Origin of the sequence: Lederbergia sp. NSJ-179, from assembly GCF_022867885.1 — a bacterium.
Taxonomy (GTDB): domain Bacteria; phylum Bacillota; class Bacilli; order Bacillales; family Bacillaceae_C; genus Lederbergia.
This window is the reverse complement of sequence record NZ_JALIFP010000005.1, coordinates 1-23,180: the sequence shown is the minus strand read 5'-3', so window position 1 is coordinate 23,180 and position 23,180 is coordinate 1. Positions and strand designations below refer to the sequence as shown.

Annotated in this window: 30 protein-coding genes; 15 read left to right on the top strand and 15 right to left on the bottom strand. The window is 37.8% G+C overall.

Features of this window, described 5'->3' with window-relative positions; all coding sequences use genetic code 11:
* Positions 1-134: 134 nt before the first annotated feature.
* From MUB24_RS05385 to MUB24_RS05370, 4 genes are all read right to left on the bottom strand, one after another.
* Positions 135-977 carry a ClpXP adapter SpxH family protein gene (locus tag MUB24_RS05385; RefSeq protein ID WP_244702136.1) on the bottom strand — a complete coding sequence of 281 codons (843 nt, stop codon included), beginning with the start codon at positions 975-977 and terminating at the stop codon, positions 135-137.
* A complete protein-coding gene (locus MUB24_RS05380; RefSeq protein WP_280516883.1) occupies positions 974-1,381 on the bottom strand; it encodes a globin domain-containing protein in 408 nt (135 codons plus the stop codon). The genes MUB24_RS05385 and MUB24_RS05380 overlap by 4 nt, the downstream gene beginning before the upstream one ends.
* Positions 1,382-1,534: 153 nt before the next feature.
* Complete coding sequence (locus MUB24_RS05375) at positions 1,535-2,188, bottom strand: lytic transglycosylase domain-containing protein (RefSeq protein ID WP_244702134.1); 654 nt, start codon at positions 2,186-2,188, stop codon at positions 1,535-1,537.
* 13 nt (positions 2,189-2,201) lie between these two features.
* Positions 2,202-2,786 (bottom strand): CYTH domain-containing protein, encoded by a 585-nt coding sequence (locus MUB24_RS05370; protein ID WP_244702132.1) that lies wholly within the window; start codon positions 2,784-2,786, stop codon positions 2,202-2,204.
* 196 nt (positions 2,787-2,982) lie between these two features.
* On the opposite strand from MUB24_RS05370, the gene yjbM reads away from it, so the two are divergent.
* The 3 genes from yjbM to MUB24_RS05355 are packed head-to-tail and all read left to right on the top strand — an operon-like array spanning position 2,983 to position 5,344.
* Entirely contained in the window at positions 2,983-3,624 is a 642-nt protein-coding gene (gene yjbM / locus MUB24_RS05365) for a GTP diphosphokinase (RefSeq protein ID WP_244702413.1), read from the top strand.
* Positions 3,625-3,648: 24 nt separating this feature from the next.
* Complete coding sequence (locus MUB24_RS05360; RefSeq protein ID WP_244702131.1) at positions 3,649-4,449, top strand: NAD kinase; 801 nt, start codon at positions 3,649-3,651, stop codon at positions 4,447-4,449.
* Between the two features lie 4 nt (positions 4,450-4,453).
* The gene (locus tag MUB24_RS05355) at positions 4,454-5,344 is read left to right on the top strand and encodes an RluA family pseudouridine synthase (RefSeq protein WP_244702130.1); all 891 of its coding nucleotides are present in this window, start codon (positions 4,454-4,456) and stop codon (positions 5,342-5,344) included.
* Positions 5,345-5,367: 23 nt separating this feature from the next.
* On the opposite strand, the gene prpE is transcribed toward MUB24_RS05355, so the two are convergent.
* Entirely contained in the window at positions 5,368-6,102 is a 735-nt protein-coding gene (gene prpE / locus MUB24_RS05350) for a bis(5'-nucleosyl)-tetraphosphatase PrpE (RefSeq protein ID WP_244702129.1), read from the bottom strand.
* Between the two features lie 272 nt (positions 6,103-6,374).
* Between prpE and mgtE the strand changes: the two genes are divergently transcribed.
* The 4 genes from mgtE (at position 6,375) to MUB24_RS05330 (ending at position 11,659) form a co-directional block, all read left to right on the top strand.
* The gene (gene mgtE, locus MUB24_RS05345) at positions 6,375-7,748 is read left to right on the top strand and encodes a magnesium transporter (RefSeq protein WP_244702128.1); all 1,374 of its coding nucleotides are present in this window, start codon (positions 6,375-6,377) and stop codon (positions 7,746-7,748) included.
* A gap of 178 nt (positions 7,749-7,926) precedes the next feature.
* On the top strand, positions 7,927-9,768 hold the full coding sequence (locus tag MUB24_RS05340) for a monovalent cation:proton antiporter family protein (RefSeq protein WP_244702127.1): 1,842 nt from the start codon (positions 7,927-7,929) through the stop codon (positions 9,766-9,768).
* A 404-nt stretch (positions 9,769-10,172) separates the two neighbouring features.
* Positions 10,173-10,955 carry an enoyl-ACP reductase FabI gene (fabI, locus tag MUB24_RS05335; protein WP_244702126.1) on the top strand — a complete coding sequence of 261 codons (783 nt, stop codon included), beginning with the start codon at positions 10,173-10,175 and terminating at the stop codon, positions 10,953-10,955.
* A 173-nt stretch (positions 10,956-11,128) separates the two neighbouring features.
* Positions 11,129-11,659 (top strand): CotO family spore coat protein, encoded by a 531-nt coding sequence (locus MUB24_RS05330; protein WP_244702125.1) that lies wholly within the window; start codon positions 11,129-11,131, stop codon positions 11,657-11,659.
* A 37-nt stretch (positions 11,660-11,696) separates the two neighbouring features.
* On the opposite strand, the gene MUB24_RS05325 is transcribed toward MUB24_RS05330, so the two are convergent.
* Entirely contained in the window at positions 11,697-12,200 is a 504-nt protein-coding gene (locus MUB24_RS05325; protein WP_244702412.1) for a CotY/CotZ family spore coat protein, read from the bottom strand.
* Positions 12,201-12,330: 130 nt separating this feature from the next.
* On the opposite strand from MUB24_RS05325, the gene MUB24_RS05320 reads away from it, so the two are divergent.
* The 8 genes from MUB24_RS05320 (at position 12,331) to MUB24_RS05285 (ending at position 16,595) form a co-directional block, all read left to right on the top strand.
* Positions 12,331-12,690: a DUF1360 domain-containing protein gene (locus tag MUB24_RS05320; RefSeq protein WP_244702123.1), complete on the top strand. Its 360-nt coding sequence runs from the start codon at positions 12,331-12,333 to the stop codon at positions 12,688-12,690.
* Positions 12,691-13,173: 483 nt separating this feature from the next.
* Positions 13,174-13,650: a YhcN/YlaJ family sporulation lipoprotein gene (locus tag MUB24_RS05315; protein ID WP_280516882.1), complete on the top strand. Its 477-nt coding sequence runs from the start codon at positions 13,174-13,176 to the stop codon at positions 13,648-13,650.
* A 1-nt stretch (position 13,651) separates the two neighbouring features.
* The gene (spoVAC, locus tag MUB24_RS05310) at positions 13,652-14,128 is read left to right on the top strand and encodes a stage V sporulation protein AC (RefSeq protein WP_244702121.1); all 477 of its coding nucleotides are present in this window, start codon (positions 13,652-13,654) and stop codon (positions 14,126-14,128) included.
* A complete protein-coding gene (gene spoVAD / locus MUB24_RS05305) occupies positions 14,128-15,144 on the top strand; it encodes a stage V sporulation protein AD (protein WP_244702119.1) in 1,017 nt (338 codons plus the stop codon). The genes spoVAC and spoVAD overlap by 1 nt, the downstream gene beginning before the upstream one ends.
* A 14-nt stretch (positions 15,145-15,158) precedes the next feature.
* On the top strand, positions 15,159-15,515 hold the full coding sequence (gene spoVAE / locus MUB24_RS05300) for a stage V sporulation protein AE (protein WP_244702116.1): 357 nt from the start codon (positions 15,159-15,161) through the stop codon (positions 15,513-15,515).
* 104 nt (positions 15,516-15,619) lie between these two features.
* Entirely contained in the window at positions 15,620-15,754 is a 135-nt protein-coding gene (locus MUB24_RS05295) for a YjcZ family sporulation protein (protein WP_244702114.1), read from the top strand.
* Positions 15,755-15,946: 192 nt separating this feature from the next.
* Positions 15,947-16,204 (top strand): sporulation-specific transcription regulator SpoVIF, encoded by a 258-nt coding sequence (gene spoVIF, locus MUB24_RS05290; protein WP_244702113.1) that lies wholly within the window; start codon positions 15,947-15,949, stop codon positions 16,202-16,204.
* A gap of 115 nt (positions 16,205-16,319) precedes the next feature.
* The gene (locus MUB24_RS05285) at positions 16,320-16,595 is read left to right on the top strand and encodes a hypothetical protein (RefSeq protein ID WP_244702112.1); all 276 of its coding nucleotides are present in this window, start codon (positions 16,320-16,322) and stop codon (positions 16,593-16,595) included.
* A 103-nt stretch (positions 16,596-16,698) separates the two neighbouring features.
* On the opposite strand, the gene MUB24_RS05280 is transcribed toward MUB24_RS05285, so the two are convergent.
* From MUB24_RS05280 to MUB24_RS05240, 9 genes are all read right to left on the bottom strand, one after another.
* Positions 16,699-17,124 (bottom strand): GNAT family N-acetyltransferase, encoded by a 426-nt coding sequence (locus MUB24_RS05280; RefSeq protein WP_244702111.1) that lies wholly within the window; start codon positions 17,122-17,124, stop codon positions 16,699-16,701.
* Positions 17,125-17,130: 6 nt separating this feature from the next.
* Positions 17,131-17,643 (bottom strand): YjcG family protein, encoded by a 513-nt coding sequence (locus MUB24_RS05275; protein WP_244702110.1) that lies wholly within the window; start codon positions 17,641-17,643, stop codon positions 17,131-17,133.
* A gap of 81 nt (positions 17,644-17,724) precedes the next feature.
* Positions 17,725-18,444, bottom strand: coding sequence for an alpha/beta hydrolase (locus MUB24_RS05270; protein ID WP_244702109.1), 720 nt, complete (start codon positions 18,442-18,444; stop codon positions 17,725-17,727).
* Positions 18,445-18,600: 156 nt separating this feature from the next.
* Positions 18,601-19,251 (bottom strand): amino acid ABC transporter permease, encoded by a 651-nt coding sequence (locus tag MUB24_RS05265; protein ID WP_244702108.1) that lies wholly within the window; start codon positions 19,249-19,251, stop codon positions 18,601-18,603.
* 12 nt (positions 19,252-19,263) lie between these two features.
* Positions 19,264-19,917 carry an amino acid ABC transporter permease gene (locus MUB24_RS05260; RefSeq protein WP_244702107.1) on the bottom strand — a complete coding sequence of 218 codons (654 nt, stop codon included), beginning with the start codon at positions 19,915-19,917 and terminating at the stop codon, positions 19,264-19,266.
* Positions 19,918-19,993: 76 nt separating this feature from the next.
* Positions 19,994-20,830, bottom strand: a complete 837-nt coding sequence (locus MUB24_RS05255; RefSeq protein WP_244702106.1) for a transporter substrate-binding domain-containing protein — start codon at positions 20,828-20,830, stop codon at positions 19,994-19,996.
* Between the two features lie 14 nt (positions 20,831-20,844).
* A complete protein-coding gene (locus MUB24_RS05250; RefSeq protein WP_244702104.1) occupies positions 20,845-21,573 on the bottom strand; it encodes an amino acid ABC transporter ATP-binding protein in 729 nt (242 codons plus the stop codon).
* A 364-nt stretch (positions 21,574-21,937) separates the two neighbouring features.
* Positions 21,938-22,402 (bottom strand): hypothetical protein, encoded by a 465-nt coding sequence (locus tag MUB24_RS05245; protein WP_244702102.1) that lies wholly within the window; start codon positions 22,400-22,402, stop codon positions 21,938-21,940.
* Positions 22,374-22,859, bottom strand: coding sequence for an alpha-helical endospore appendage domain-containing protein (locus MUB24_RS05240; RefSeq protein ID WP_244702100.1), 486 nt, complete (start codon positions 22,857-22,859; stop codon positions 22,374-22,376). Before MUB24_RS05240 ends, MUB24_RS05245 begins: the two co-directional genes overlap by 29 nt.
* Positions 22,860-23,180: the final 321 nt, after the last annotated feature.

Sequence of the window (23,180 nt, the reverse complement as noted above, 5' to 3'; positions counted from 1 at the left end):
ATTTTTCATTTCGTTTTCCAGTTAAAAAACCATTTTTAACCTCTTTATTTATATTATGTCCTAGATCTCGGTTTCATGAAATCATATGTAATGTAAAAAGCATCACCTTGTATAAGAGGGTGATGCTTTTTACACTATAGATTATTGCATTTATATTTCCAATAAGATCCATGTAGAGAGCCGATTTTTTGTACCTTTTGCTGGACCTGTAACTTTTTCATTTGTCTTTCCACTTTATGAGCTGGTAAATCAAAAATCAATGCTAAATCTTGTGTAGCATTTACCGGGTTAAGAGAAAGGAAAACTTCTAATGGAGGCTTATCCGCTGGTTTTGGGCATCCTTGCAGCATTTCCGTTAAAATTTGCACATAAATATCATAAGAATACAAACCAGTGATTTTAATGCCTTCATCTTCAATGTTTTCATTAAAAAATACCATGGAAGGCATTTCATCTACTTCCATTTCGGACGAAATTTTCAAATCACATTGAAAGGCTCTAGCTGCAGTCTCAGAATATACATCGTGAATAAACTCGTCTAGGTCAAGGCCAATTGATTTTGCACATTGCTGAATCACGTTAATATCGGAAATATCTTTGTCCTCAATAAATAATAATTCTTGGAGTTTTTGAATAAAACGAATTCCCGCCTTTTTTCCTTGTAATTCAGCAGCTTTGATACTAATAGCAGCTAGATGGGGTGTTTGTTCAAGGGAATAATTCTTCATTATTTTTTTGAATCTTCCTTGTTCCCGTTGCCATCTCTTCTGACAAGAAAAAGTCCGATCTTTTATTTGATTTAAAGAAGAAAGTTTTCCCGCTAAAACGTATTTAAGTGAAAAATAATCACCATATTCTATTTGTAATTTCTTTAAGATTGGAGAAAGAGACCAGCATTCCGAGCAAAAGGGATCAACAAAGAAATAAATTTCCATTGGTCTTTTATTTAAAAAATATTGAATATGTTGTGTTCTCAAAGCACTTCACCTTGCATAGCATCAGGTGAATCAGTATTCACCATATTTTTAGCTGTTAAGGCTAGACGGGAATAGAAATACTCCCGTAAACCGGGTTCAATGCCTACTTCATCCATTGCTTCACTCATACACGCTAACCAAGCTTTTGCACGATTAGGTGTGATTTCATGAGGTAGATGGCGTGCTCGTAACATGGGATGACCATGTTCTTCTGTATAAAGCTTGGGACCACCTAAAAATTGGGTTAAAAATTGCTTTTGTTTTCTGGCAACTTCTGTTAAGTCATCAGGAAAAATGGGGATTAGTTCGGGATGTTTGCTGACACGTAAATAAAATTGATCTACAAGCCTATACAGCTTTTTTTCCCCAATAGCATCATACGGTGTCATCTTCATCTCAACCATATGATTCGCTCCTTTATCTAAAATTGTATACTCATTTTAGCAATGACCTAATCAGAACTCAAATAAATCGTACTGTGTAACATCATTCACAAAAAAACAAACCTATTTTTGCCTGATTAATCAGCTAAAATAGATTTGGATGGGCTTTTTCTCTTAACTATTTAAGGATTCCGTTATTTTTCTGACATAATTTTGTGTTTCTTTGAATGGGGGAATTCCTCCATATTTGTCCACATTCCCAGGACCCGCATTATAGGCTGCAAGTGCTAAAGATAGATTTCCATCATATTTATCGAGCATTTGTCGTAAGTATTTACTTCCGCCCATTATATTATCTAATGGATCCAATACATTTTGGACTCCTAATCCCTTTGCTGTTGCAGGCATAAGCTGCATAAGACCGGTTGCCCCGGCAGAACTTACAGCAGAAGGATTAAAATTAGATTCATGCTTAATCACTGATTTGATTAATGTAACAGGTAGTTTAAATTTCTCTGAAGCTTGTTGAATGATACGATCGAAATTCGTGTTTTTATGGTGATCGATAACAGGACTGCTTGCAGGAATAGTCGATTCGGCTCTAGTATTGAATAGATTCTTCGTTTCCATTCGACTAAAGGCTCCTAGAGTATTCAATCCTTTTGTTTTTCCCAAGGAGCTTGATGCTGCGGTGTTTAAAAGGGTTTGCTCTAAAATCTTTGAAAAGTCTAACCCCGTTTTGGTACTATGAGAATCTGTTTTAGAGCGAGACATTCCCTGTAACATTTGTAGTTCAATGAATGCCTTCACTTCACCTAATGTATTCATTTTGTTTCATCCTTTATTGATTGTTTCTAAATCTTGCGCGATATAGTCTTCCTATTTTAGTATCGGTTGATTTAGGCTTAATTTGAAGCTGATGGAGCAAATTCATGAAAATCATTTTTCCGGTTTCCCATTTGGACACTTCATATTCAAGTTCAAAATCTTCTTTATCCATATAGAAACTGTGGTCGAATACTAAGAGCCCTCCACGGTATTCTTGCTCTGCACGATGGGTTGTTAAGCTGCCGAAATGGAACAGATCTCGAATTGGAATGCCGATTTGAGTAATCGCTTCTTTTACTTCTCCCTCGGGTAATATGGAATCTTTTATTAAAAGCTTCATATCTTTGTCTTCAATCTTTTGGTTGATTTCTAATACTCCATGTTCGATCTTTTTTTTCAAAGTGAGTTCATTTCGATGGGCAAGCTCTCTAATGCGTAAAGCAGCCGCTTCTTTTTTTAATGAAAAATGACTGGTATCAAAATAATGATTCTTTTGGATGGAAAAATCTTTTTCAGTTATATGAAAGCTTTTTAGAAGACGATAAAATTCTTCCTTTGTTAAGAGGTTTTTAAATTCCATTTCTATTTCCTTTGTCATTCCTAACTTCCTTTCACGTACTCGTTTAAGGTCTCTCTACTCTATTATTCTTTATTTAAGATGGGGATTCAATCCCTTTATTGTAAAAGTTATTATGTAAAACCTGTTTATGCTAAAATAAAGATGGCTTCTCAATTGTTTTTTGAGCAAATAAATAAATATTGCGTTTGTTTTCCAGTTATGAGGTGGTTATGTGATAAATCAGTGGGAACATTTTTTAGCTCCATATAAGCAAGCTGTTGATGAACTGAAAATTAAATTAAAAGGGATGAGATCCCAGTTTGAACAACAACATGATCATTCCCCGATTGAATTTGTAACGGGTAGGGTTAAACCAGTTGCAAGTATTCTCGATAAAGCGCAACAAAAGAATATTCCATTGGATCAATTGGCAACGGAAATGCAGGATATAGCAGGTTTAAGAATGATGTGTCAATTTGTTGATGATATAAAAAATGTCGTTGAGTTACTTAGAAAAAGGAATGATTTTCGAGTAATAGAAGAAAGAAACTATATATCCCATAAAAAGCCCAGTGGCTATCGTTCCTATCATGTTGTGATTGAGTATCCTGTGCAAACCATTCACGGAGAAAAGAAAATTTTGGCTGAAATTCAAATTCGTACGTTAGCCATGAATTTTTGGGCGACGATTGAACATTCTTTGAATTATAAATATAAAGGTGAATTTCCTGAGGAAATTAATATGAGATTACAGCGTGCGGCAGAGGCGGCTTTTCGGCTTGATGAAGAAATGTCGCAAATCAAAGAAGAAATCCAAGAAGCACAAGTGTATTTTACAAAAAATAAAGAAACGACGAAGAAAATCAAGAAAAAATAGTGAGGAAATTGGAGGATGAAAAGGTTGAAGTTTGCCATAACATCAAAAGGGAATCCGGCTTCTAATGCTTTAACACAAAAGGTGAGGACTTATCTGCAGGATTTTGAAATGGTCTATGACGAAGGAAATCCAGATATTGTCATTTCGATTGGTGGGGACGGTACGTTACTTTATGCATTCCACCGATATAGTTCAAGATTAGATAAAACGGCATTTGTAGGTGTACATACAGGACATTTAGGTTTTTATGCGGATTGGGTTCCTAGTGAAATTGAGAAATTAGTGATTGCGATCGCGAAAACGCCTTATCAAATTGTTGAATATCCTTTGTTAGAGGTTGTGATCCGCTATCGCAGTGGCGGAAAGGAAATGCGTTACCTAGCATTAAATGAATCCACTGTAAAAGGGCTAGTGGGTACCTTAGTCATGGATGTTGAAATACGTGGTGATCATTTTGAACGATTTCGGGGAGATGGTCTATGTGTCTCAACACCGTCAGGAAGCACAGCGTATAATAAAGCATTGGGAGGGGCGATCATTCACCCTTCCTTACATTCCATTCAACTTGCAGAGATGGCCTCCATTAATAATAGGGTATTTAGGACAGTGGGATCTCCACTTATTTTGCCTGAACATCATACATTAGAGTTAAAGCCTGTCAATTCTAATGATTTCCATGTCACAATGGATCATTTAACCATCATGCATCGGGATGTCAAATCTATTCAATTTAAAGTGGCGAAGGAGAAGGTCCGTTTTGCCAGATTTCGTCCTTTTCCTTTCTGGAAACGAGTCCACGATTCCTTTATCTCAGACGGAAGGTAAAAAGATGAAACCATATGAATTAAGTTGGGAAATAAAAGGGAAAGATTCGAATAAAGAAATGAAGGAATTTTTACAAGAGCAAGGGATATCAAGGAAAGCCTTATCTGCTATTAAATATAGTGGCGGATCTATACGGGTGAATGGAGTCGAACAGAATGTTCGTTATCGATTACAAGAACTGGATTTACTGGAAGTTTTGTTTCCGCCGGAACTAGAAAATAAGCAGTTAGTCAAAGAGCCTATTCCGCTATCGATTATTTATGAGGATCAGGATCTTTTAATTGTGAATAAGCCTCCCTATATGAATACCATTCCATCTCGGCATCATCCGACAGGCAGCCTTGCGAATGCGGTGGCCTTTCATTATGAGCAGATTGGTCTAGCATCAACTGTTCACATTGTAACCCGCTTGGATCGAAATACATCAGGCCTTGTTCTAATAGCGAAGCACCGGCATGCTCACCATTTATTAAGCCTGATGCAGAAAAAAGGAGACATCCATCGTTACTATGAGGCGTTTGTGGAAGGGAAAATGGAACAACCAACTGGCATTATAAATAGGCCAATTGGTCGCAAATTCGATAGCATTATTGAACGGGAAGTACGAAAAGATGGACAGCCTGCTGTTACACTATATGAAATGATTACACCATTTCCTTCTTTTGCGCATTTGCGACTAAAGCTTGAAACCGGTAGAACCCATCAAATTAGAGTTCACATGGCTTATATGGGACATCCTTTATTAGGAGATGATTTATATGGCGGCCAACGAGATATAATCGATCGCCAAGCATTGCATTGCAAACAAATTAGATTGACTCATCCTATTAATCGCGAAATCTTATCATTTCAAGCCAATCTTCCGGACGACATGCAGGCGATCTTAAAAAGCTGAAAATGGCCTTTTTGGATTTCCCCTTAAAAAGTTGTGAATTTCTCCTGAATAAATGGCAAAGAAGAAGGGACAGATACGAGTTCGATTTCAGGATAGCGAACAGCTGTTAAATGACCTCCAAAAACAGCACCCGTGTCAATATTAAGTGTTTTACCCATTTGCCGTGGTTGCCTTACAGGGGTATGTCCATAAATAATGTAGGCTTCTCCCTTATAATGTTTTGCCCAGTCTCTTCTTACTGGCCTGCCATCTGGTAAGGCCTCCCCAGTGATATCCCCATATAAGACAAATGTTTTTACACTTTTATTGTGTTTTCCAATATACTCTTCTTTTATTCCAGCATGGGCCATGATTAACCGGCCGTTATCAAGTATCTGATAAAGGGGGGAGCGCTCATATAGTTCCATAAACATACTTTTAAAATGATTAAATTTTTTTGCTGAAAGTTGATCAAGTTCAGCCACAGTGGTTTCTAATCCATGTTTAATCTGCACCTTTCTTCCAAGGAAATAACGATATAGTTTATTGCAATGGTTACCTGGAACATAATAGGCCCCGTGATGCTTCCAAAGCTTCCAAGTAAGTTCGATCATCCGTAAAGAATGAGGGCCACGGTCGGTAATATCTCCAATGAATCCTAATCTACGTTTTTCAGGATGTACAGGTAAACCAGTTTCCCAGGAATATCCCAGTTTTTGAGTAAGTTGCTGAAATTCTTGAAAACACCCGTGAATATCTCCAATAATATCCATTTTCATTTTATCCACTCTCCAATACCGTTCGATCAATGAATGCATGTAAAAATCCGATAAATAATAGTAAGAAAATGATTACTTGTAGATAATGATTAGTTTTTCTCCTTTACAGCATCTTACCACATGGAGTTGATTTTTTTACAGAAAACGTAAGCTCCTTACATGTCTCCATAAATTTTCCACATAAATAAATATAGAAAAATGGACAATTAATGACGACAAACCCATTAAGATTTGTTAGGATAATGGAGACCAATTTGGAAGGAGGGGTCGTCATGGAAATGAACGATACACAAGAGAAGAATATAGATGAAGAATTACTGATCCAGACTATGAATGAAGGTAATCTTGAATCCTTTCGAAAAGAATTTCTTAATCTTCACACGTATGATCAGGCTCAGTTCTTTTTCAAAATTGACAAAGAAACTAGAGTGAAAATGTATTACTATTTATCACCTAAGGAAGTTGCCGATTTCTTTGAGATGCTTGAAATTGATGATGATGATTATAAAGCCATTTTAGCAGAAATGGAACCCAAATATGCAGCTGAGATGCTTGCAAGTATGTATACGGATAATGCTGTTGACGTATTGAATCAATTAGAAAAAGACCAGTCGGCTAGTTACCTCACCATTATGGATAAAAAGGCTGCCCAAGAAATTAAAGGGTTGCTCCATTATGAAGAATATACGGCTGGAAGTATTATGACAACTGAATATGTGGCCATATCCCAGAATCAAACGGTCCGCTCAGCCATGTATATTCTAAAAAAGCAAGCACCTACAGCAGAAACGATCTATTATATTTATGTCATTGATGAGGAATTACGGCTTGCAGGGGTTTTGTCTTTACGTGACCTCATTATTACAGATGATGATACGATGATTTCAGAAATTATGTCAGATCGAGTCGTTTCCATTTCAGTAGGGGCTGACCAAGAAGAGGCCGCCAGACAAATGCGTGATTATGATTTATTAGCATTGCCTGTTGTTGATTTTCAAAACCATCTATTAGGAATTATTACGGTTGACGATATTATCGATGTTATCGATGAGGAAGCATCTGACGATTATTCTAAGCTTGCTGGTATTTCGGATCTTGACAAAATGGATAAAAGTCCATTTAAAGCAGCAAAAAAACGTCTGCCCTGGCTGATTATTCTACTTTTCTTAGGAATGTTTACAGCAAGTTTAATTGGACGTTTCGAGGACACTTTAAGTCAAGTACCGATTGTAGCTGTTTTTATTCCGCTTATTGCCGGTATGGCAGGAAATGCAGGTACCCAGTCTTTGGCAGTGGCCGTACGTGGGATTGCTACTGGGGAAATGGAGGAGTCAGGTAAGTTCAAAATAATGATGAAAGAGGCGGGAACAGGGATCCTGACAGGAGCAATCTGTGGTGTATTAGTTTCAATGGTGATCTTTGTTTGGAAGCATGATCTCTTTTTAGGATTTTTAGTGGGCTTTGCTATTTTTGCTTCTCTGTTGGTTGCAACGATAGGAGGATCGCTTGTGCCACTGATCATGCATAAATTAAAAATTGACCCTGCCGTTGCATCAGGGCCTTTTATTACAACTATGAATGATATTACCTCGATTTTGATTTATTTTGGATTAGCCACTCTGTTTATGAGTTATCTTATTCATTAGAAAAAGATGTTCAAAAAGTCCGGGAAAAATAGCTGTCGAATTTCTTCGTCAACTTGCTGCTCCGCTCCTCACGTATTAATTGTATACGCTGTGGTGCTCGCAGTCTGCGTTTCCTCGAACTTCTCGGCTCTTTTTGTCCTCCTTTTTGAACACTGAATTAAAGATGGGAGAACTATCTATGGATGAATCATTACTTTCACTTGTTATTGTACTCGTTTTTGCGTTTTTAACACCACTTGTGCTTGATCGTTTCCGGATTTCCTTTATGCCAATCGTGATTGCCGAAATTATTATGGGATTAATTATTGGGAAGAGTGGTTTTGACCTGATTCGAGGTGGTTCTTGGCTAGATATTCTTTCCACCCTCGGTTTTATCTTTCTTATGTTTTTGAGTGGATTGGAAATTGATTTTTCAGCCTTTAAAACGTCCAATAAGAAAATTAAATTGCCCAATGGTAAACAAGAGCCGAATCGTTTGGCGGTATCGATTGTGATATTCTTGGGGATTTTCGTTTTATCTATCGGTTTATCTTATTTATTTGTATGGATGGGACTAATTGACAATCTCTTTTTAATGACCTTGATTATTTCTACCATTTCCTTGGGAGTCGTTGTCCCTACCTTAAAAGAAGCTAATATTATGAAAACGGGAATTGGGCAAATTATTCTCTTAATTGCGGTCATTGCTGATCTCGTTACGATGATTCTATTAGCCGTCTTTGTTTCTATATCAGGAGATGGCCAAGGGAATATGTGGTTATTACTCATCCTCTTTGTTGCAGGAATTCTTTTATATTTTGTTGGCAGACGTTTTAAAAATCGCTCTTTTATCGAAAGACTTTCAACAGGTACGGTTCAAATTGGCACAAGGGCGATTTTTACTTTAATCATCGTCTTGGTTGCTTTATCTGAATCATTAGGAGCAGAAAATATCTTAGGTGCCTTTTTGGCTGGGACTCTTGTTTCATTGTTGAATCCTAAGCCTGAAATGGTTCGACAACTTGATTCATTTGGGTATGGTTTTTTAATTCCTATTTTCTTTGTGATGGTGGGAGTGGAGCTTGACCTTTGGTCTCTACTTAGCAATAAAGAACTCCTGTTATTAATCCCATTACTGTTAATTGGTTTATTAGTCTCTAAAATTGTCCCAGTGTTTATCTTAAGAAAATGGTATGATACAAAAACAGTGTTGGCCTCTTCTTTTTTGCTTACTTCTACTTTATCCTTAGTTATTGCCGCAGCAAAAATTGCTGAAAGAATGAATGTAATTACAGCAGAAAAGAGCGGAACCTTTATTTTAGTGGCAGTGATCACTTGTATTGTGACACCTATCTTCTTCAAGAAGTGGTTTCCAAAAGAAAATGGATATGAACCGAAGCAAAAAGTTACATTTATTGGGGCTAATCAAATGACTCTTCCCGTTTCGAAAGATTTGGATAAGGATTTATTTGAGGCGACAGTATTCCATAAGAAGAACGACAAACCAGACTCACATATTTCAGATACGGTCTTCAATGTTACTGAACTTCCAAATTATGAGGAGGAAGAATTGGAAAATGCCGGTGTTTTCGACACCGATATTCTTTTCATTTCCACGGGCGATGAGGAATTAAATGCAACGCTCGCAATTCATGCCAAAGAACTTGGAATTGAAAGAGTTATTTCACGAATAGAAAGCCCTGACTTAGCCTCACTATTAAAAGAGCATGATGTTGAAGTATTTTCAACATTGCTTTCAACCAAGGCCTTTATTACAGCCGTTATTGAGTCACCTAATATTGCGGATATCTTTACCAATCAAGAGACCGCCTTATATGAAATTGAAATGCGTAATTCAAACTATCATAATATGAAATTACGGGAATTTCCGTTTGTAGGAGATATTATTGTAGTAAGAATATTCCGGGATAACGAGTCGTTGGTGCCGCATGGTGATACAAGATTAAAAACAGAAGATCGGCTCATTGTCACTGGTACCAAGGAATTTGTAGATGATCTAATGCGTGAATTACAATTCTAACCTAAATAAACAATCATGAAAAAGCACAAAGGAATTTGATTTTTCTTTTGAAAAGTAAGAAAGCATAAAAATTGGCTAGTGTTAGGATCTAGCTCCAGCGCCTAGCCCCTCGAGGTCAAATAACCCTGAATCTATGAAGGGAAAGATCGCCCTTCATAGGTTCAGGAACATTTGCTTGTCGGCGGCCCGCAGGATGCGGGTCAGGACGGCGTTGCGACAGGACGTCGCGTCTTTAGCCGTTCTTCCCTATTTCAAGGCGCTTGCGTTTTTCTTATGCTTTTGCTTTACAATTCCAAAAGCTGTCGTGTATGATAGGGTTAGGACTAGGTACTAATAACATATAATATCTTTAGTGGGATTTTTAATTTTATAGAGAAAACGGAGAATAAAATGGAGGGTTGAACATGAATCTGTCTGTTCAAGGAAAAACATTTGTTATCATGGGGGTAGCCAATAAACGAAGCATCGCTTGGGGAATTGCTCGTTCCCTTCATAATGCGGGAGCAAAACTTGTCTTTACATATGCAGGAGAAAGATTGGAAAAAAATGTGCGTCAACTTGCGGACTCTTTGGAAGGACAGGATTCGCTTGTCCTTCCTTGTGACATTACAAAAGATGAAGAAATTCAACAATGCTTTCGTAAAATCAAAGAAGTTGTTGGACCGATTCATGGGATTGCCCATGCCATTGCCTTTGCCAATAAAGAAGAATTGGATGGAGATTATTTAAATGTGACAAGAGATGGCTTTTTACTTGCTCATAATATTAGTTCTTATTCTCTTACTGCGGTGGCGAAAGCTGTTCAAGAATTGAATATGATGCCAGAAGGCGGCAGTATGGTCACAATGACATATTTAGGCGGGGAGCGTGTTGTGCCTAATTACAATGTAATGGGGGTAGCGAAAGCTTCTCTTGATGCGAGTGTAAGGTATTTAGCAAACGATCTCGGTCCACATGGCATTCGAGTCAATTCTATCTCTGCTGGGCCAATCCGAACACTTTCAGCCAAGGGCATTAGTGATTTCAACAGTGTTTTGAAAGATATTGAGGAAAAAGCACCACTTAAAAGAACGACTACACCTGAAGAGGTAGGGGATACTGCATTATTCTTATTTAGTGATCTTTCCCGCGGCATTACGGGGGAAAATATCCATGTTGATTCAGGCTTCCATATTGTAGCACTATAAAGTGAGACTTCATTTAGTTGGGGTTTTACTGCCGGTTCATCGGAATAAAGTTATCGAAAAGCTGTCACTTGCTGTGGCAGTTTTTTTGTCAGGTTATTTTTTCTGTTCAGGTAACTTTGCGATTTTCATTGCATACATATAAAACGAAGTATGAAATATGGAGGTGTACCTTAATGAAAGATAAACAGAAAAAGAAAGGGAACAACCCTTTGTTATATATCCATCAGCCTAATTTTGTCCAACCAAAACTTACCATGCAACAGACTTTTTCTTCTAAAGAAAATGCGACAAATACAATTGCAAATACATCCCCTGCTCAAGAAAAGCAAAGGAAAAGCAAACCTTTACAGATGCAAACAGTGTATGAAGATCTGGAAGACGAATCAGAAAATAATGATCATCAAGCGGAAAAGCCTAAGTTAGCAGCGGATTACTTTCGAAATCAAGCGAACTCCACAAAAAAAACTTGGAAGCTTACGCCCGTTAAAGCTTTTAAACAAATGTCCATACATGAAAAGATACAATACTTATTACAAATTCCCCGCACCCAACCTCCATTTCCATGTGAATTTGTTTTGGAAAACGAAAGAATTCGCGGCATATTGGAAAGTAAAGAAGGGGATATCATTCGTGTAAAAAATTTTAAAGGAGAGGTAAGCGATATTGTTATTAGAGATCTACAATCGATTCGTATTATTTTCTAATGAAGAGGAGGGGGTGAACCCTCCTGTTTTCCAAAAATTAATCACATAATTGTAAATCAACATCTGCAATACATTGAACGGCACAGAAGCAGTGTAAGTCAACGGTGATACAGCTGCTGCTTTTACCCCATCTGCGTACTGCACAAAGGGCTTCATAATTAATTTCACCATGATGCATAATCTTAACGGGTTCTCCTTCTTTATTTAAGGGAACTAGTACGCGCAATGTGGCACAGCAGTTATCAAAGATCTCTTCTACTCTGAAATAAACGGATACACAATTACCCCCGCGCCCTTTAAACAAACCTTTTAATAGTTCTCCTTTTTTATTTGTAAGGGTAAATACTCTTGTATCTACATTGTTACGAGAAGGAGAGCCTCCTAGTGGCTCAATAAAGCAATTCGTTGGGCAAGTTGGGCATTCTTCTTCTTCAACAGCCATTTCTTGTATTTCTTTTATGGCTCGAACCACTTGACAAACGCATCCTGAACTACATCCACCACCGTGACCTGTATCAATCGGTAATTCTACTGATTCCATTTCTTCATAACTCATGGATTAAATTCCTCCTTGTCATCTATTGATCCATATTCATTAATAACATATTAGACATTTGCCAAATGGGTAACGGACAAACGCCTTGATGGCAGAAAATAGGCAGGTGAAATACATGTCAATCAATTGGTTTACATTCCTATTAGTCAGTTTAGCTGTTTTTCGATTAACAAGGTTATTGGTTTATGATCAAATAACGGAATTTATAAGACGACCTTTTATGCAAGAATACGAAGAACGGGATGAAAATGGCAAAACGGAGATATATCTTATTCCAAGGGAAAACGGTCTTAGAGGCTGGATTGGTCAACTCATTAGTTGCTACTGGTGTACGGGGATTTGGGTTACATTGTTCCTTCTTCTGATACGCTGGTTGTACCCTGAAGTAGCAGATCCGCTGATTTACATTTTATCGGTTGCCGGTGCTGCTTCTATTATAGAAACGGTCATACAGTCCAAGATTTATGAAGAATAAGGGCTATTTGGCAAACACATTTTTACGGGGTACATAAAATTATAGTGAGAAAAAAACTCAGGATGTGATAATAATGAATAATAGACCGCGGAAAATCAATTCCATGGGAAATGCACGAAAAAAAAGAACAGGTTGTGGATGCGGAAGACCATTAAAAACAGTGAAGAAAAACCGTTGAAAGGCATATAAAGCCTAGTCTCTTACCTTTTCAGAAAAGAGACTAGGCTTTATTTTTGCAAAGGCGGTTTTAATTGTTATCAATTGTAAGAAAATAAAAATTGGCTGATGTTAGATCTAATTACAGCGCCTAGCACCAAAAGGCAGTCCATCGGTGTGGCGATTGTCGACGCGCCCTTAGCCATTCATCCTTACTTAGGCGCTTGCGCTTTTTCTACATAATTTCAGAAATCTGGAGAAAAATATCTTTTAGAATAAATTTTGTCCAGTCCTTTTTATGGGTCTGAGGAAATGCGGGAGGCGTCGATGATTAAAAAAATAATATGGCTTTTCGCAATGACCGTTTTTTTCTTGTTACCCAGCGGTTGTTCTAGTGATGGAGATGGAAAAGAAGCACGGCAATCATTAATAAAAACAACCCAACCTGCCCCAATCGAACTGAACGATCAAGAAAAAGACAAGTCTGTTGCGTATCAGGTAAGAGAAGATGTAAAAAAAATAAACGAAATTTATGATGTTGCCGTTATTGAAGGCAAAAAGAAAATCCTTGTTGTCTATAAAGTAAGACATCTCCAGCGATTCAAAATGAAGAAAATTGAAAAGAATTTGCAGGAGAAACTAAAAGAAAAGTATCCAGATAAAAAGTTTATTGTATCCAGCGATTATAAAATTTTCTTAGAGACCATTCGTCTTAAGGAAGAGATGGAGAAAGAAAATATTACGGTAGATGAAGCGAAAAAACGTTTTAAGAAAATTATTAAATTAAAAAAGGAAATGACTTAACATGGCTAGCAAAAATAAAACAAAAACACCCGAACAGATCCAATATGATCAGTTACAGAAAAAACATGAGCTGAAGCGTCCGATCCTAAAAAATTGTTTTCGAGCCTTTTGGGTGGGGGGCCTCTTCTGTATAGCGGGACAAGCGATTACTTATTTTTATATTTATTTCTTTAATTTTACGGAAAAAACGGCGGGCAACCCTACTGTGGCGACAATGGTATTTATTGCCATGCTATTTACAGGTTTTGGAGTGTATGACAGAATTGGCCAATTTAGTGGGGCTGGTAGTGGAGTTCCGGTGACAGGCTTCGGAAATGCCGTGATCTCAGCTGCGATTGAGCATCGCTCTGAAGGTTTTGTGGTAGGTGTAGGTGGCAATATGTTTAAGTTAGCTGGGTCTGTCATTTTGTTTGGCGTATTTTCTGCTTTTGTCATCACTCTTATTAAAACAATCTTGATACAGTGGGGGGGATTTTAATGCTTCAAGGAGCCCAAACTTGGGTTTTTTCACAAAAACCGGCTATATTATCAACGGGAGTAGTGGGGGGACCTTTTGAAAAAGATTGTCGCTTAGCAAAAGATTTTGATAAATTTCACGATGATTTACGGATGGGCAAAGATACCTATGAGAAGGCACAGAATGTTTTATTGGAAGATGCGGTTGAAATCGCTCTTCGCAAAAAGGGATTAACAGAAGATGCGGTCCAATTTTTTCTCTCAGGTGACTTAATTAATCAAATCACCCCTACTACCTTTGCTGCTAGAACTAATCAGATACCCTATATAGGCCTTTTCAGTGCGTGCGCCTTATCAACCCAAGGTTTAGCTTTAGCCGCTTTGGTTATTAATAGTGGGGGAGCAAAGCGAATTTTGACAGGAACTGCTAGTCATAATGCCTCCGCAGAAAAACAATTTCGCTATCCGACAGAATATGGCGGACAAAAGCCTCCCACAGCCCAGTGGACGGCTACTGCATCAGGTGTGGGGCTTATTGGAACAGACGAAAAACTTGAAGGACCTGTCCCCCGTATCACGTCCGCAACAATTGGAAAAGTCATTGATATGGGGTTATCAGATCCTTATAACATGGGGGGAGCTATGGCCCCAGCAGCAGTGGATACAATCCAAAGGCATTTTTTTGATTTAAAAAAGGATCCTTCTTACTATGATTTAATTATCACTGGTGATCTTGCCGAAGTTGGTAGAAATACCGCATTGGAATTATTTCAGCAAAAGGGTTTGCCTATTAATGAAAATAGCTTTCAAGATTGTGGGCTTATTATGTATACGGATGAACAAGAAGTGTATGCGGGCGCAAGTGGACCAGGTTGTTCCGCGGCCGTGATGTATGGTCATTTAGTGAATGAGATGAAACGGGGAGGGTACAAGAGGATTTTGGTTGTTGCCACAGGGGCCCTCCTTTCACCCTTATCGACTTTACAAAAGGAAACTATTCCGTGTATTGCTCATGCTGTTGCACTGGAGTATGAATAGGAGGGGTAAAAGAAATGCTTTCAATGTTTTTTTGGTCTTTTGTAATTGGTGGACTAATCTGTATGTTTGGCCAGCTCATCATGGATACATTGAAATTAACACCTGGGCATACTCTTAGTTTTTTAGTCGTTTTAGGGGCAGTATTGGCTGGTTTAGGTCTATACGAACCATTAATTGATTTTGCTGGAGCCGGTGCTACGATCCCTATTACAAGCTTTGGGAATTCATTAGTTCAAGGAGCAATGGCGGAAGCTGATAAACACGGAATCGTTGGAGTGATGACAGGAATGTTTGAAGTCACTTCTTCCGGTATATCAGCTGCCATTGTGTTCGGATTTATCGGTGCCCTTATCTTTAAGCCAAAAGGATAATATGTTTTTTGTACTTTCACTCCTTTATTTTAAGGTTCGCCCATACAAAACAGACATATGCCACATAAGCTGTAAGTGAACCAACTAAAGAGAGGTGAAAGTAGATGTACGGATATGGTTATGGAGCAGGTGGTTGTGGATATGGTGGTTATGCAGGTGGCTGCTTCTTTGGCGGCGGCTTTGCCTTAATTGTCGTTTTGTTTATTTTGCTCATTATAGTTGGTGCAGCCTTCTGTTAAAATGAATAGAACACAAAAAGATGGGTTGCGGTTAAGGCAACCTATCTTTTTCTTGCTCATTTTTAATTTTAACCACACTTATTTGGCTTTTCTTCATATTATATAAGGATCAAAGGCAAACTTCGCGACAACAATCGCCACGCCTAACCTACTTCCTGTAGGCCCAAAGATAAAAGGAAGGGAGCGGAGGAAATGGAGAATCAATTTTTCAAAAATGTTGAAAAGAAAACAGGTGTCAACATGAACGAAGTGTTAGAATTAGCAAATTCACTTCAAAATGCCAATTTTAAAGATGAAAAAACGGTCCGAGCGATTATAAAAAAAGTGTCTCGGATAGCGAATAAACCTGTTTCCAGAGAAATGGAAAACAAAATGGTGAAATCCATTATTCAAGATGGAAATCAATTAGATATGGAAGCTATTTCAAAAATGTTAAATAACAAAAGATGAAGATAAGTTTTTCGCCGTCCTAAATAGGGACGGCTTAAAAAATCTTAGAACAATATGTTTCGATTATATAATTTTGTGGTATAGAAAAGTATATAGGTTTCTTGGAGGTGAGAGGGTGGGGTATATTGGACCGATCCATCCCGATCAATATCAAGAATATCATAAAAGAATATCGTCAAAACTGAAGCATCATGATCCCATACCGATTCCTGATATTGAAAAAGTTCAATGGCAGTCATCGTTCCAAAGAATTCTAAGCGAAAAACGATCAGATGCCAATCCGCTAATGAAAAGGAAAAAGACAAAGAAAAAGAGAAGATTTGGAAAAGCAGATCCATTTGTTTTTATGGGAATGGAGGAAAAAGGAAGACATTTCAATGAATACATATAATCAGTGAAATGTCTTAGGTCCCCAGGTTGTGGGGAAAAAAGGCGTGGCCACATCTTATGGCGACGCCTTTATTCTTATTCATAGGCGGCTTGCACTTTTAGTGTTAACCTATTTGTTTTATCATCGTTTTATGGGGAATACCCGCATCCATAAATTCCTCTGAACAAACAGTAAACCCAAGTTTCTCATAAAATGGGATCGCAGAGATCTGGGCATTGAGCTTAAGTTCTCGGATTTGTTTTTCCTTGGCAAATCGCTCGATCGTTTGCATAATCAGATTCCCTGCACCTTTCCCCCGATGAGAGGGCAAAATGCAGATTCTTTCTACCTTGCCAATATGATCCATCGTTCTACATCTTCCTGCACCGATCGGTTTTTCCTGGTCGTACAAAACAAAATGGACAGAAGCCTTTTCAAATTCATCTATTTCTATTTCTACTGGTACCATCTGTTCTTCAACAAATACCTTTTTTCTAATATGGAATGCATCTTTAAGTTGTTGTTCTGTGGTCGTCTGTACTACACGCATGGATAACTAATTTTCCTTTCCTAAACGGATTGTTTCATAGGTAGCCCATGAACCATTTTCCAATTGATAAACCAAATGAATGCGGTCAACCGTTTCTTCGTGTTCAACTCCGACCATCCCTAATGATCCAAAAACATCCGAATGTTCGTCATTTGATAATTCTTGCCCGATCGTTACATGGGGGACAAATGGATGCTCTGGTTCCCTACCAGGCATTTGTTCATATAGATCATCATGGAGGCGTTGTAATTCATCTGTTTTCTCAACTTTTAAGTAAATTGTATTGGTGATAGGTTGAAACGAACTAACTTTAAGGAATTTTAGATGAACGGGCTGATGTTGTCGGGCAATTTTTTTAAGTATATCTGTTAAATCCTCGGGTTTATCCTCTGTCTCAAAACCTTCCTTCAGCGTCAAATGTGGAGGGATTAAGGCATAATGAGGATCATAACGCTTACGATAAGAATTGGCCAAGTCTTGTAATTTTTTCGATGGAAAGATGACAATTCCGTATTTCATTTTTTTGCCTCCTTTTTTCGTTTCATTTTTCTTACCTAAAATAATTATATTATTACTATAACAGATTCTTATTGGAGTTGCTCAGGAAAACATCATTTGTAAAGCCCTTTTAACATCAGGTTGCCAATATTTCCAGGAATGACCACCAATAAATTCGTTATAAAAAACTTCATATCCTTTTTCGATAAATAGTTGATAAAGCTCTCTGTTGGGTGTTAAAAAGTCTCGATTATTCGATATTTTTACAACCGTTTCTTCTTTTCCAACCACTTGGTAAATCTTAAAATTGAATGAGGGAGGAGCAGCTTGAACTTCTTTGAGTATGTCCTCGTTTACATAAGGTGAATGTAGAATAATGTTTTTAAATAGCTCAGGATAATGAATGGCTGTACGCAATGAAACTGTCCCAGCAAGACTATCTCCCATCAAGGTCCGTTTCTCCCTTTGTGTATAGGTAGGATATTGTTGGTCGATCCAAGGAATTAATTCTTCCGCAAGAAAGGGCATAAAAGAAAGATTTTCTTCCCCCATTGGATGATATTTTTTGTAACGATCTTCAATACTTTTATAATGAGTTGCGACTATAATGGTTTTTTCCAAATGACCTTCATCGATTAATTCATCCGCATAACGTGTAAGTTTTCCCAATTGGAAATAATCTTTCCCGTCCTGAACGATGATGAGAGAGTGCTTTTCACTCGGTGAAAACGCAGCCGGTAAATAAACAAGGAATGGAATATTTTCTTGAAGTTGTCTGCTTTTTATATTGGCATCATAAATCTTTCCCCTAGGAAATGACATAGTAAACACCTTGCTTTCGTTTTTCTTCTCCTTATTTTATCACAAAAAGAAGATAGGGGAGAGGAGGAAACGAAACATAGAATGAACCCAGTGCAAAAAGACACCTGAAAAAGGAAGGGGGGCTATCCTTCAGGTGCCAAATGGAGGACTGGTCAATCATGCTTGCTTTAGCTCAAGTCTTTTTGCGACCAAAGATAATGCATAGTTCACGACGAAGTATATGATCGCAACGAGTATGAAGATTGGGATAACATACTGTGAGCTTTGTGCTTGAATAATTTTTGCATTATGAAGCAGTTCTGGTAGTGAGATGATCACCGCAAGGGATGTATCCTTTAAAAGAGAGATAAATTGACTAACAAGATTCGGTACCATCCGCTTCAATGCTTGGGGGAGAATGACCTTCCGCAAAGCTTGCAAGTAGGTGAGCCCTGAGGAACGTGCCGCCTCCATTTGCCCCTTTTCAATTGAATTCAATCCACCTCTGACAATTTCCGCAATCATGGATGATTCGAAAACAACTAAGGCTACAATGGCTGAAACGGTAATACTAAAGTTAATGCCGATTTCAGGCAATGCAAAATATGTAAACAATATAATTAATAGAAGTGGCAAGTTCCGGATTGTTTCAACAATCACGACAACTATTTGTGAAATGACTGGTACTTTGGTAAAACGAATCGTTCCAAGTATACCGCCGATAATAAAACTAAATATAATGGAAATAACTGCTACTTCTAATGTCACATAAAATCCTTTCATTAAGAAAGCTAAATTTTCTGGCGAAAATGCACCGGATAAATCCATATTGCCCCCTCCTTAATAAGTATTTGCGAGTCGTTTTTCTATATATCTTACGCCTAAACTTAATGGAATGGTGATAATTAAATAAAATAAGGCGACTAATATGTATACATCAAAAACAATAAAGGTTTTGGATGAAATAAGATCCGCTTGGTACATCAAGTCAGCACCGGAAATTAGTGCCAAAATGGATGAGTTTTTCACTAAATTAATAAATTGATTGCCAATTGGAGGTATGACAATTTTAATGGCTTGGGGTAAGATAATCATTCGCATTGTTTGCATATAATTTAATCCCGATGATCGTGCAGCTTCCGTTTGCCCTTTTGGAATGGACAGAATACCTGATCGAATGGCTTCCGCAATAAACGATGAAGTATAAATAGAAAGGGCAATTGTCCCTGCCGTAATACCACTAAACCTTATTCCAATCGCCGGTGTCCCAATAAAAAAGAAAAAGGCGATGACGACCAAGGGGATATTTCTAAAAAATTCAACATATGCTGTTCCAACCCATCTTAAAGGTGCTATGGGTGTAATTCGCATAACAGCTATGATCGTTCCAAGAATAAAACTTGCGACTAATGCTGTTAAGCTTGCAATAATTGTGACTTTAAAGCCATCCCAAAACATATCAGAATAATCTATCAGAATAGAGAAATCCACCATATCTCCCTCCCATCAAATGAATTAGGACGAGCACAAAGTGCCCATCCTGTTAAAAAACCAATCTAAACAATCCATTTTATTCAATCCATTCGTGGTAAATCTCGTCATATTTTCCGTTATCTTGAATTGCTTTCAGGGCATCATTGATTGCTTCTACCAGCTCTTTTTCCCCTTTTTTCACAGCGACCCCATAAGGCTCATCAGTGAATGTGCCCCCTACCAACTCGAAAGAATCATCTTCTGAAGCCATTCCTAAAAGAATGGAGTTATCCGTTGTTAACGTATCCCCTTGGCCTTGTTTCAGTGCGGTAAATGCCTCTTGATAATTTTCGAATTCCAATACCGGAGCATCCGGAGCTACTTTACGAATATTATCCGTTGAGGTGGATCCTTTTACAGCAAGGACAGTGGTGTCTTTTGTAAGGTCATCGATACTTTTGATCGGGCTGCCTTTTTTAACTAATAGTGATTGCCCTGCTTCAAAATAGACATCAGAGAAATCCACTTCTTTTTTACGTTCTTCTGAAATTGTCATCGTTGCGATGATCGCATCAATATCCCCTTTGTTTAATAGCGGGATTCTTGTCTTTGATGTCACTTCAACAAATTCTACTTTGTTTTCATCACCAAGTATTTCTTTGGCTATTTGCTTCGCAATATCAATATCGAATCCTTCCACCTCTCCTGAAGCAGGATCCTTTAAACCAAAAAGTTTTGTGTCATATTTCACACCAAAGATGATTTTGTCACGTTCCTTTATGGCTTCAAGGACGTTTTCGTTTTTTTTATCATTATTTCCGCTACTTCCGCTATCTCCTTTGCTCTTGCTACTACCGGTACCACAAGCAGCTAAAAGAGTAATAGAAAGCAAAGCCGCCAACGTTAAAATGGATAATTTTTTTAGTTTCCGCATATTCTCTCTCCTTATTAATGATTTAGTATACGACTCAGAAATAATTTGGCCCGCTCGTCCTGTGGATTGTTAAAAAACTCCACAGGATCGGCCTCTTCAAGAATTTGACCTTCATCAATAAAGATAATCCGGTCTCCTACTTCTTTGGCAAATCCCATTTCATGTGTCACCACGACCATTGTCATGCCTTCTTTAGCGAGCGTCTTCATAACATCTAAAACTTCACCAACCATTTCTGGGTCAAGTGCCGATGTAGGCTCATCAAAGAGTAAAATTTCCGGTTCCATGGCAAGTGCCCTTGCAATCGCGACACGCTGCTGTTGTCCGCCTGAAAGCTGAGAAGGGTAGGAGGAGGCTTTATCGGGAATCCCCACTTTTCCCAAGTAAAACTCAGCCGTCTTTTTGGCTTCTTCTTTTGATTTCCGTAAAACATTGATAGGAGCAAGGGTAATATTTTCAAGGACTGTTTTGTGCGGGTATAGATTAAAATGCTGAAATACCATACCTATATGCTGCCTAATTTTGTTTATGTCTGTTTTTTTATCATGGATTTCTTTATCTCCAACCGTCAGAGAACCGTCAGAAATTGTTTCCAGTCTATTGATGCATCGCAATAAAGTACTTTTTCCAGATCCCGAAGGACCAATAATGACAACCACTTCTCCTTTGTTAATTGTTAGGTTAATGTTTTTTAGAACATGGAAATCCCCATAGTATTTATTCACATTTTTAAAGGAGATCATATTTTTCCCCCTTTCCATTGGACACAAACACATTAACTTTTTAAAAGGATACGAAACCGTTTTCCTTTTTGGCGCATTCTAAAAGTTTCCGAAAACTATCATTCTCTAAATTAATGTTCCTCCCCTTGTAATTAGAAAAAAATAATTTTCCCGATAATTATGTATATTACTTTTATCCTTATATAATATTACTAAAATAAAAAACAGAATACAAGGGGAAAAACGATTCAAATTGAGCACGGATTTTTTATCAAAACGTTTAGAGCAGGTGGAGAGAAACAACATTTTTTCTCCGCCTGCTCTGTTTTTCGTTGATTCACATAGCCCTTGATTAAGTCATGAATGCTGAAATGAATGAGTCATTTTATTTGGGGGAAATCGGATTAAATACATGGTCAGTTAGCCACTTTTTCTCAGGGTTATTTTCCATTTTTTTCTGGACACTAATATATTCTAGCCACAGTAAATCCTCTAAAATACTTGTGTGTAAACAGGAAATTTTCCTTATATTATATAAAGAAGCCATACATCCATGGGAAAAATGGTAGGTGTCTTTTATCATTTCTTCTGTTTCTCTAATCAAGTCTTCACTCTTCAGCGGAATCCGGGCGAGTTCCGTTAACTCATATCGGTTGATTAAAACTTTCATAAATAATTGTATATTTTCGTATGAATGGACAATGGACTGGATGATTATTTTCTCATCGATCCCGTTCGACTGCATCGTTTTCCAGAGAGTAAGTAAACACTTATAGTGAGTGATGATGGAAATCCATAAACCAAATAATGAATCATTCGCATCAATTGTCCGACAGTTCTTGGGGTTCATCTTGACCACCTAATTTTTCAGGAGCCGATTCATCAGAAAATTCCTCATCTTCCTGAAATGCACTGTCTTCTTCACCAGATTGAGACTCCTGAAGTTCATTGCTGTCCTCGTTTAATTCTTCATCCAGTTCATCATCCAATGGACTGAGAGGTTGGGAGGGCATTTGTCTTGCATCAAATGCAAATATTTCTTCAAGCTTGTTTAATAAAAACCAATCCTTCACCACAGCCGTTCTTAATAAATGAAGTGCTGATTTATTCATCATAATAATTTCTTGGTTAGAGGGTTGAGTTGGAAAATTGAATTCACTTCCTATAAAGGCATGGATTTTGGAAGCACCGGCATTCAGAAGATTGGCTAATGCCATTTCTTCGTGGATGATCGACTCTAATAAATGATCAATGACTTCTTGGCGTGACGTATGATGGGAATGATTAAACTCATCAGGCATATTCATTCATAACCCTCCTTTGCATGCATGATTTCTACAATATTTTATTGGAGGTTTATGAATACGTGAGCGAATGCCAAGCCCATTATGTGGGGAAGTTTTTGAAAAAAGAAAAAGGAAGAGATTTTGTAGAATAAAAACTGATAGAATAATACCTTCTTCTTTCTGAGGAGGATAGTAAAATTTCAGACCCTACTATGTGTCCTAAAATCGAGTAGGAGGCTAATCATTAATTGATTAGCCGACCTCTCCCACCACCGAACGTACGGTCCCGTATTCGGCGGTTCAGTAACTTGAGTATCGTTGCTCATATAAATGATTGAGATC

Coding starts and splice junctions, on each gene's coding strand:
- MUB24_RS05380 (WP_280516883.1), bottom strand. CDS start 1,381: ATGGTTGAGATGAAGATGACACCGTATGATGCTATTGGGGAAAAAAAG.
- MUB24_RS05375 (WP_244702134.1), bottom strand. CDS start 2,188: ATGAATACATTAGGTGAAGTGAAGGCATTCATTGAACTACAAATGTTA.
- MUB24_RS05370 (WP_244702132.1), bottom strand. CDS start 2,786: ATGACAAAGGAAATAGAAATGGAATTTAAAAACCTCTTAACAAAGGAA.
- MUB24_RS05355 (WP_244702130.1), top strand. CDS start 4,454: ATGAAACCATATGAATTAAGTTGGGAAATAAAAGGGAAAGATTCGAAT.
- prpE (WP_244702129.1), bottom strand. CDS start 6,102: ATGAAAATGGATATTATTGGAGATATTCACGGGTGTTTTCAAGAATTT.
- mgtE (WP_244702128.1), top strand. CDS start 6,375: ATGGAAATGAACGATACACAAGAGAAGAATATAGATGAAGAATTACTG.
- MUB24_RS05340 (WP_244702127.1), top strand. CDS start 7,927: ATGGATGAATCATTACTTTCACTTGTTATTGTACTCGTTTTTGCGTTT.
- fabI (WP_244702126.1), top strand. CDS start 10,173: ATGAATCTGTCTGTTCAAGGAAAAACATTTGTTATCATGGGGGTAGCC.
- MUB24_RS05330 (WP_244702125.1), top strand. CDS start 11,129: ATGAAAGATAAACAGAAAAAGAAAGGGAACAACCCTTTGTTATATATC.
- MUB24_RS05325 (WP_244702412.1), bottom strand. CDS start 12,200: ATGGAATCAGTAGAATTACCGATTGATACAGGTCACGGTGGTGGATGT.
- MUB24_RS05320 (WP_244702123.1), top strand. CDS start 12,331: ATGTCAATCAATTGGTTTACATTCCTATTAGTCAGTTTAGCTGTTTTT.
- MUB24_RS05315 (WP_280516882.1), top strand. CDS start 13,174: ATGATTAAAAAAATAATATGGCTTTTCGCAATGACCGTTTTTTTCTTG.
- spoVAC (WP_244702121.1), top strand. CDS start 13,652: ATGGCTAGCAAAAATAAAACAAAAACACCCGAACAGATCCAATATGAT.
- spoVAD (WP_244702119.1), top strand. CDS start 14,128: ATGCTTCAAGGAGCCCAAACTTGGGTTTTTTCACAAAAACCGGCTATA.
- spoVAE (WP_244702116.1), top strand. CDS start 15,159: ATGCTTTCAATGTTTTTTTGGTCTTTTGTAATTGGTGGACTAATCTGT.
- MUB24_RS05295 (WP_244702114.1), top strand. CDS start 15,620: ATGTACGGATATGGTTATGGAGCAGGTGGTTGTGGATATGGTGGTTAT.
- spoVIF (WP_244702113.1), top strand. CDS start 15,947: ATGGAGAATCAATTTTTCAAAAATGTTGAAAAGAAAACAGGTGTCAAC.
- MUB24_RS05280 (WP_244702111.1), bottom strand. CDS start 17,124: ATGCGTGTAGTACAGACGACCACAGAACAACAACTTAAAGATGCATTC.
- MUB24_RS05275 (WP_244702110.1), bottom strand. CDS start 17,643: ATGAAATACGGAATTGTCATCTTTCCATCGAAAAAATTACAAGACTTG.
- MUB24_RS05270 (WP_244702109.1), bottom strand. CDS start 18,444: ATGTCATTTCCTAGGGGAAAGATTTATGATGCCAATATAAAAAGCAGA.
- MUB24_RS05265 (WP_244702108.1), bottom strand. CDS start 19,251: ATGGATTTATCCGGTGCATTTTCGCCAGAAAATTTAGCTTTCTTAATG.
- MUB24_RS05260 (WP_244702107.1), bottom strand. CDS start 19,917: ATGGTGGATTTCTCTATTCTGATAGATTATTCTGATATGTTTTGGGAT.
- MUB24_RS05255 (WP_244702106.1), bottom strand. CDS start 20,830: ATGCGGAAACTAAAAAAATTATCCATTTTAACGTTGGCGGCTTTGCTT.
- MUB24_RS05250 (WP_244702104.1), bottom strand. CDS start 21,573: ATGATCTCCTTTAAAAATGTGAATAAATACTATGGGGATTTCCATGTT.
- MUB24_RS05245 (WP_244702102.1), bottom strand. CDS start 22,402: ATGAACCCCAAGAACTGTCGGACAATTGATGCGAATGATTCATTATTT.
- MUB24_RS05240 (WP_244702100.1), bottom strand. CDS start 22,859: ATGAATATGCCTGATGAGTTTAATCATTCCCATCATACGTCACGCCAA.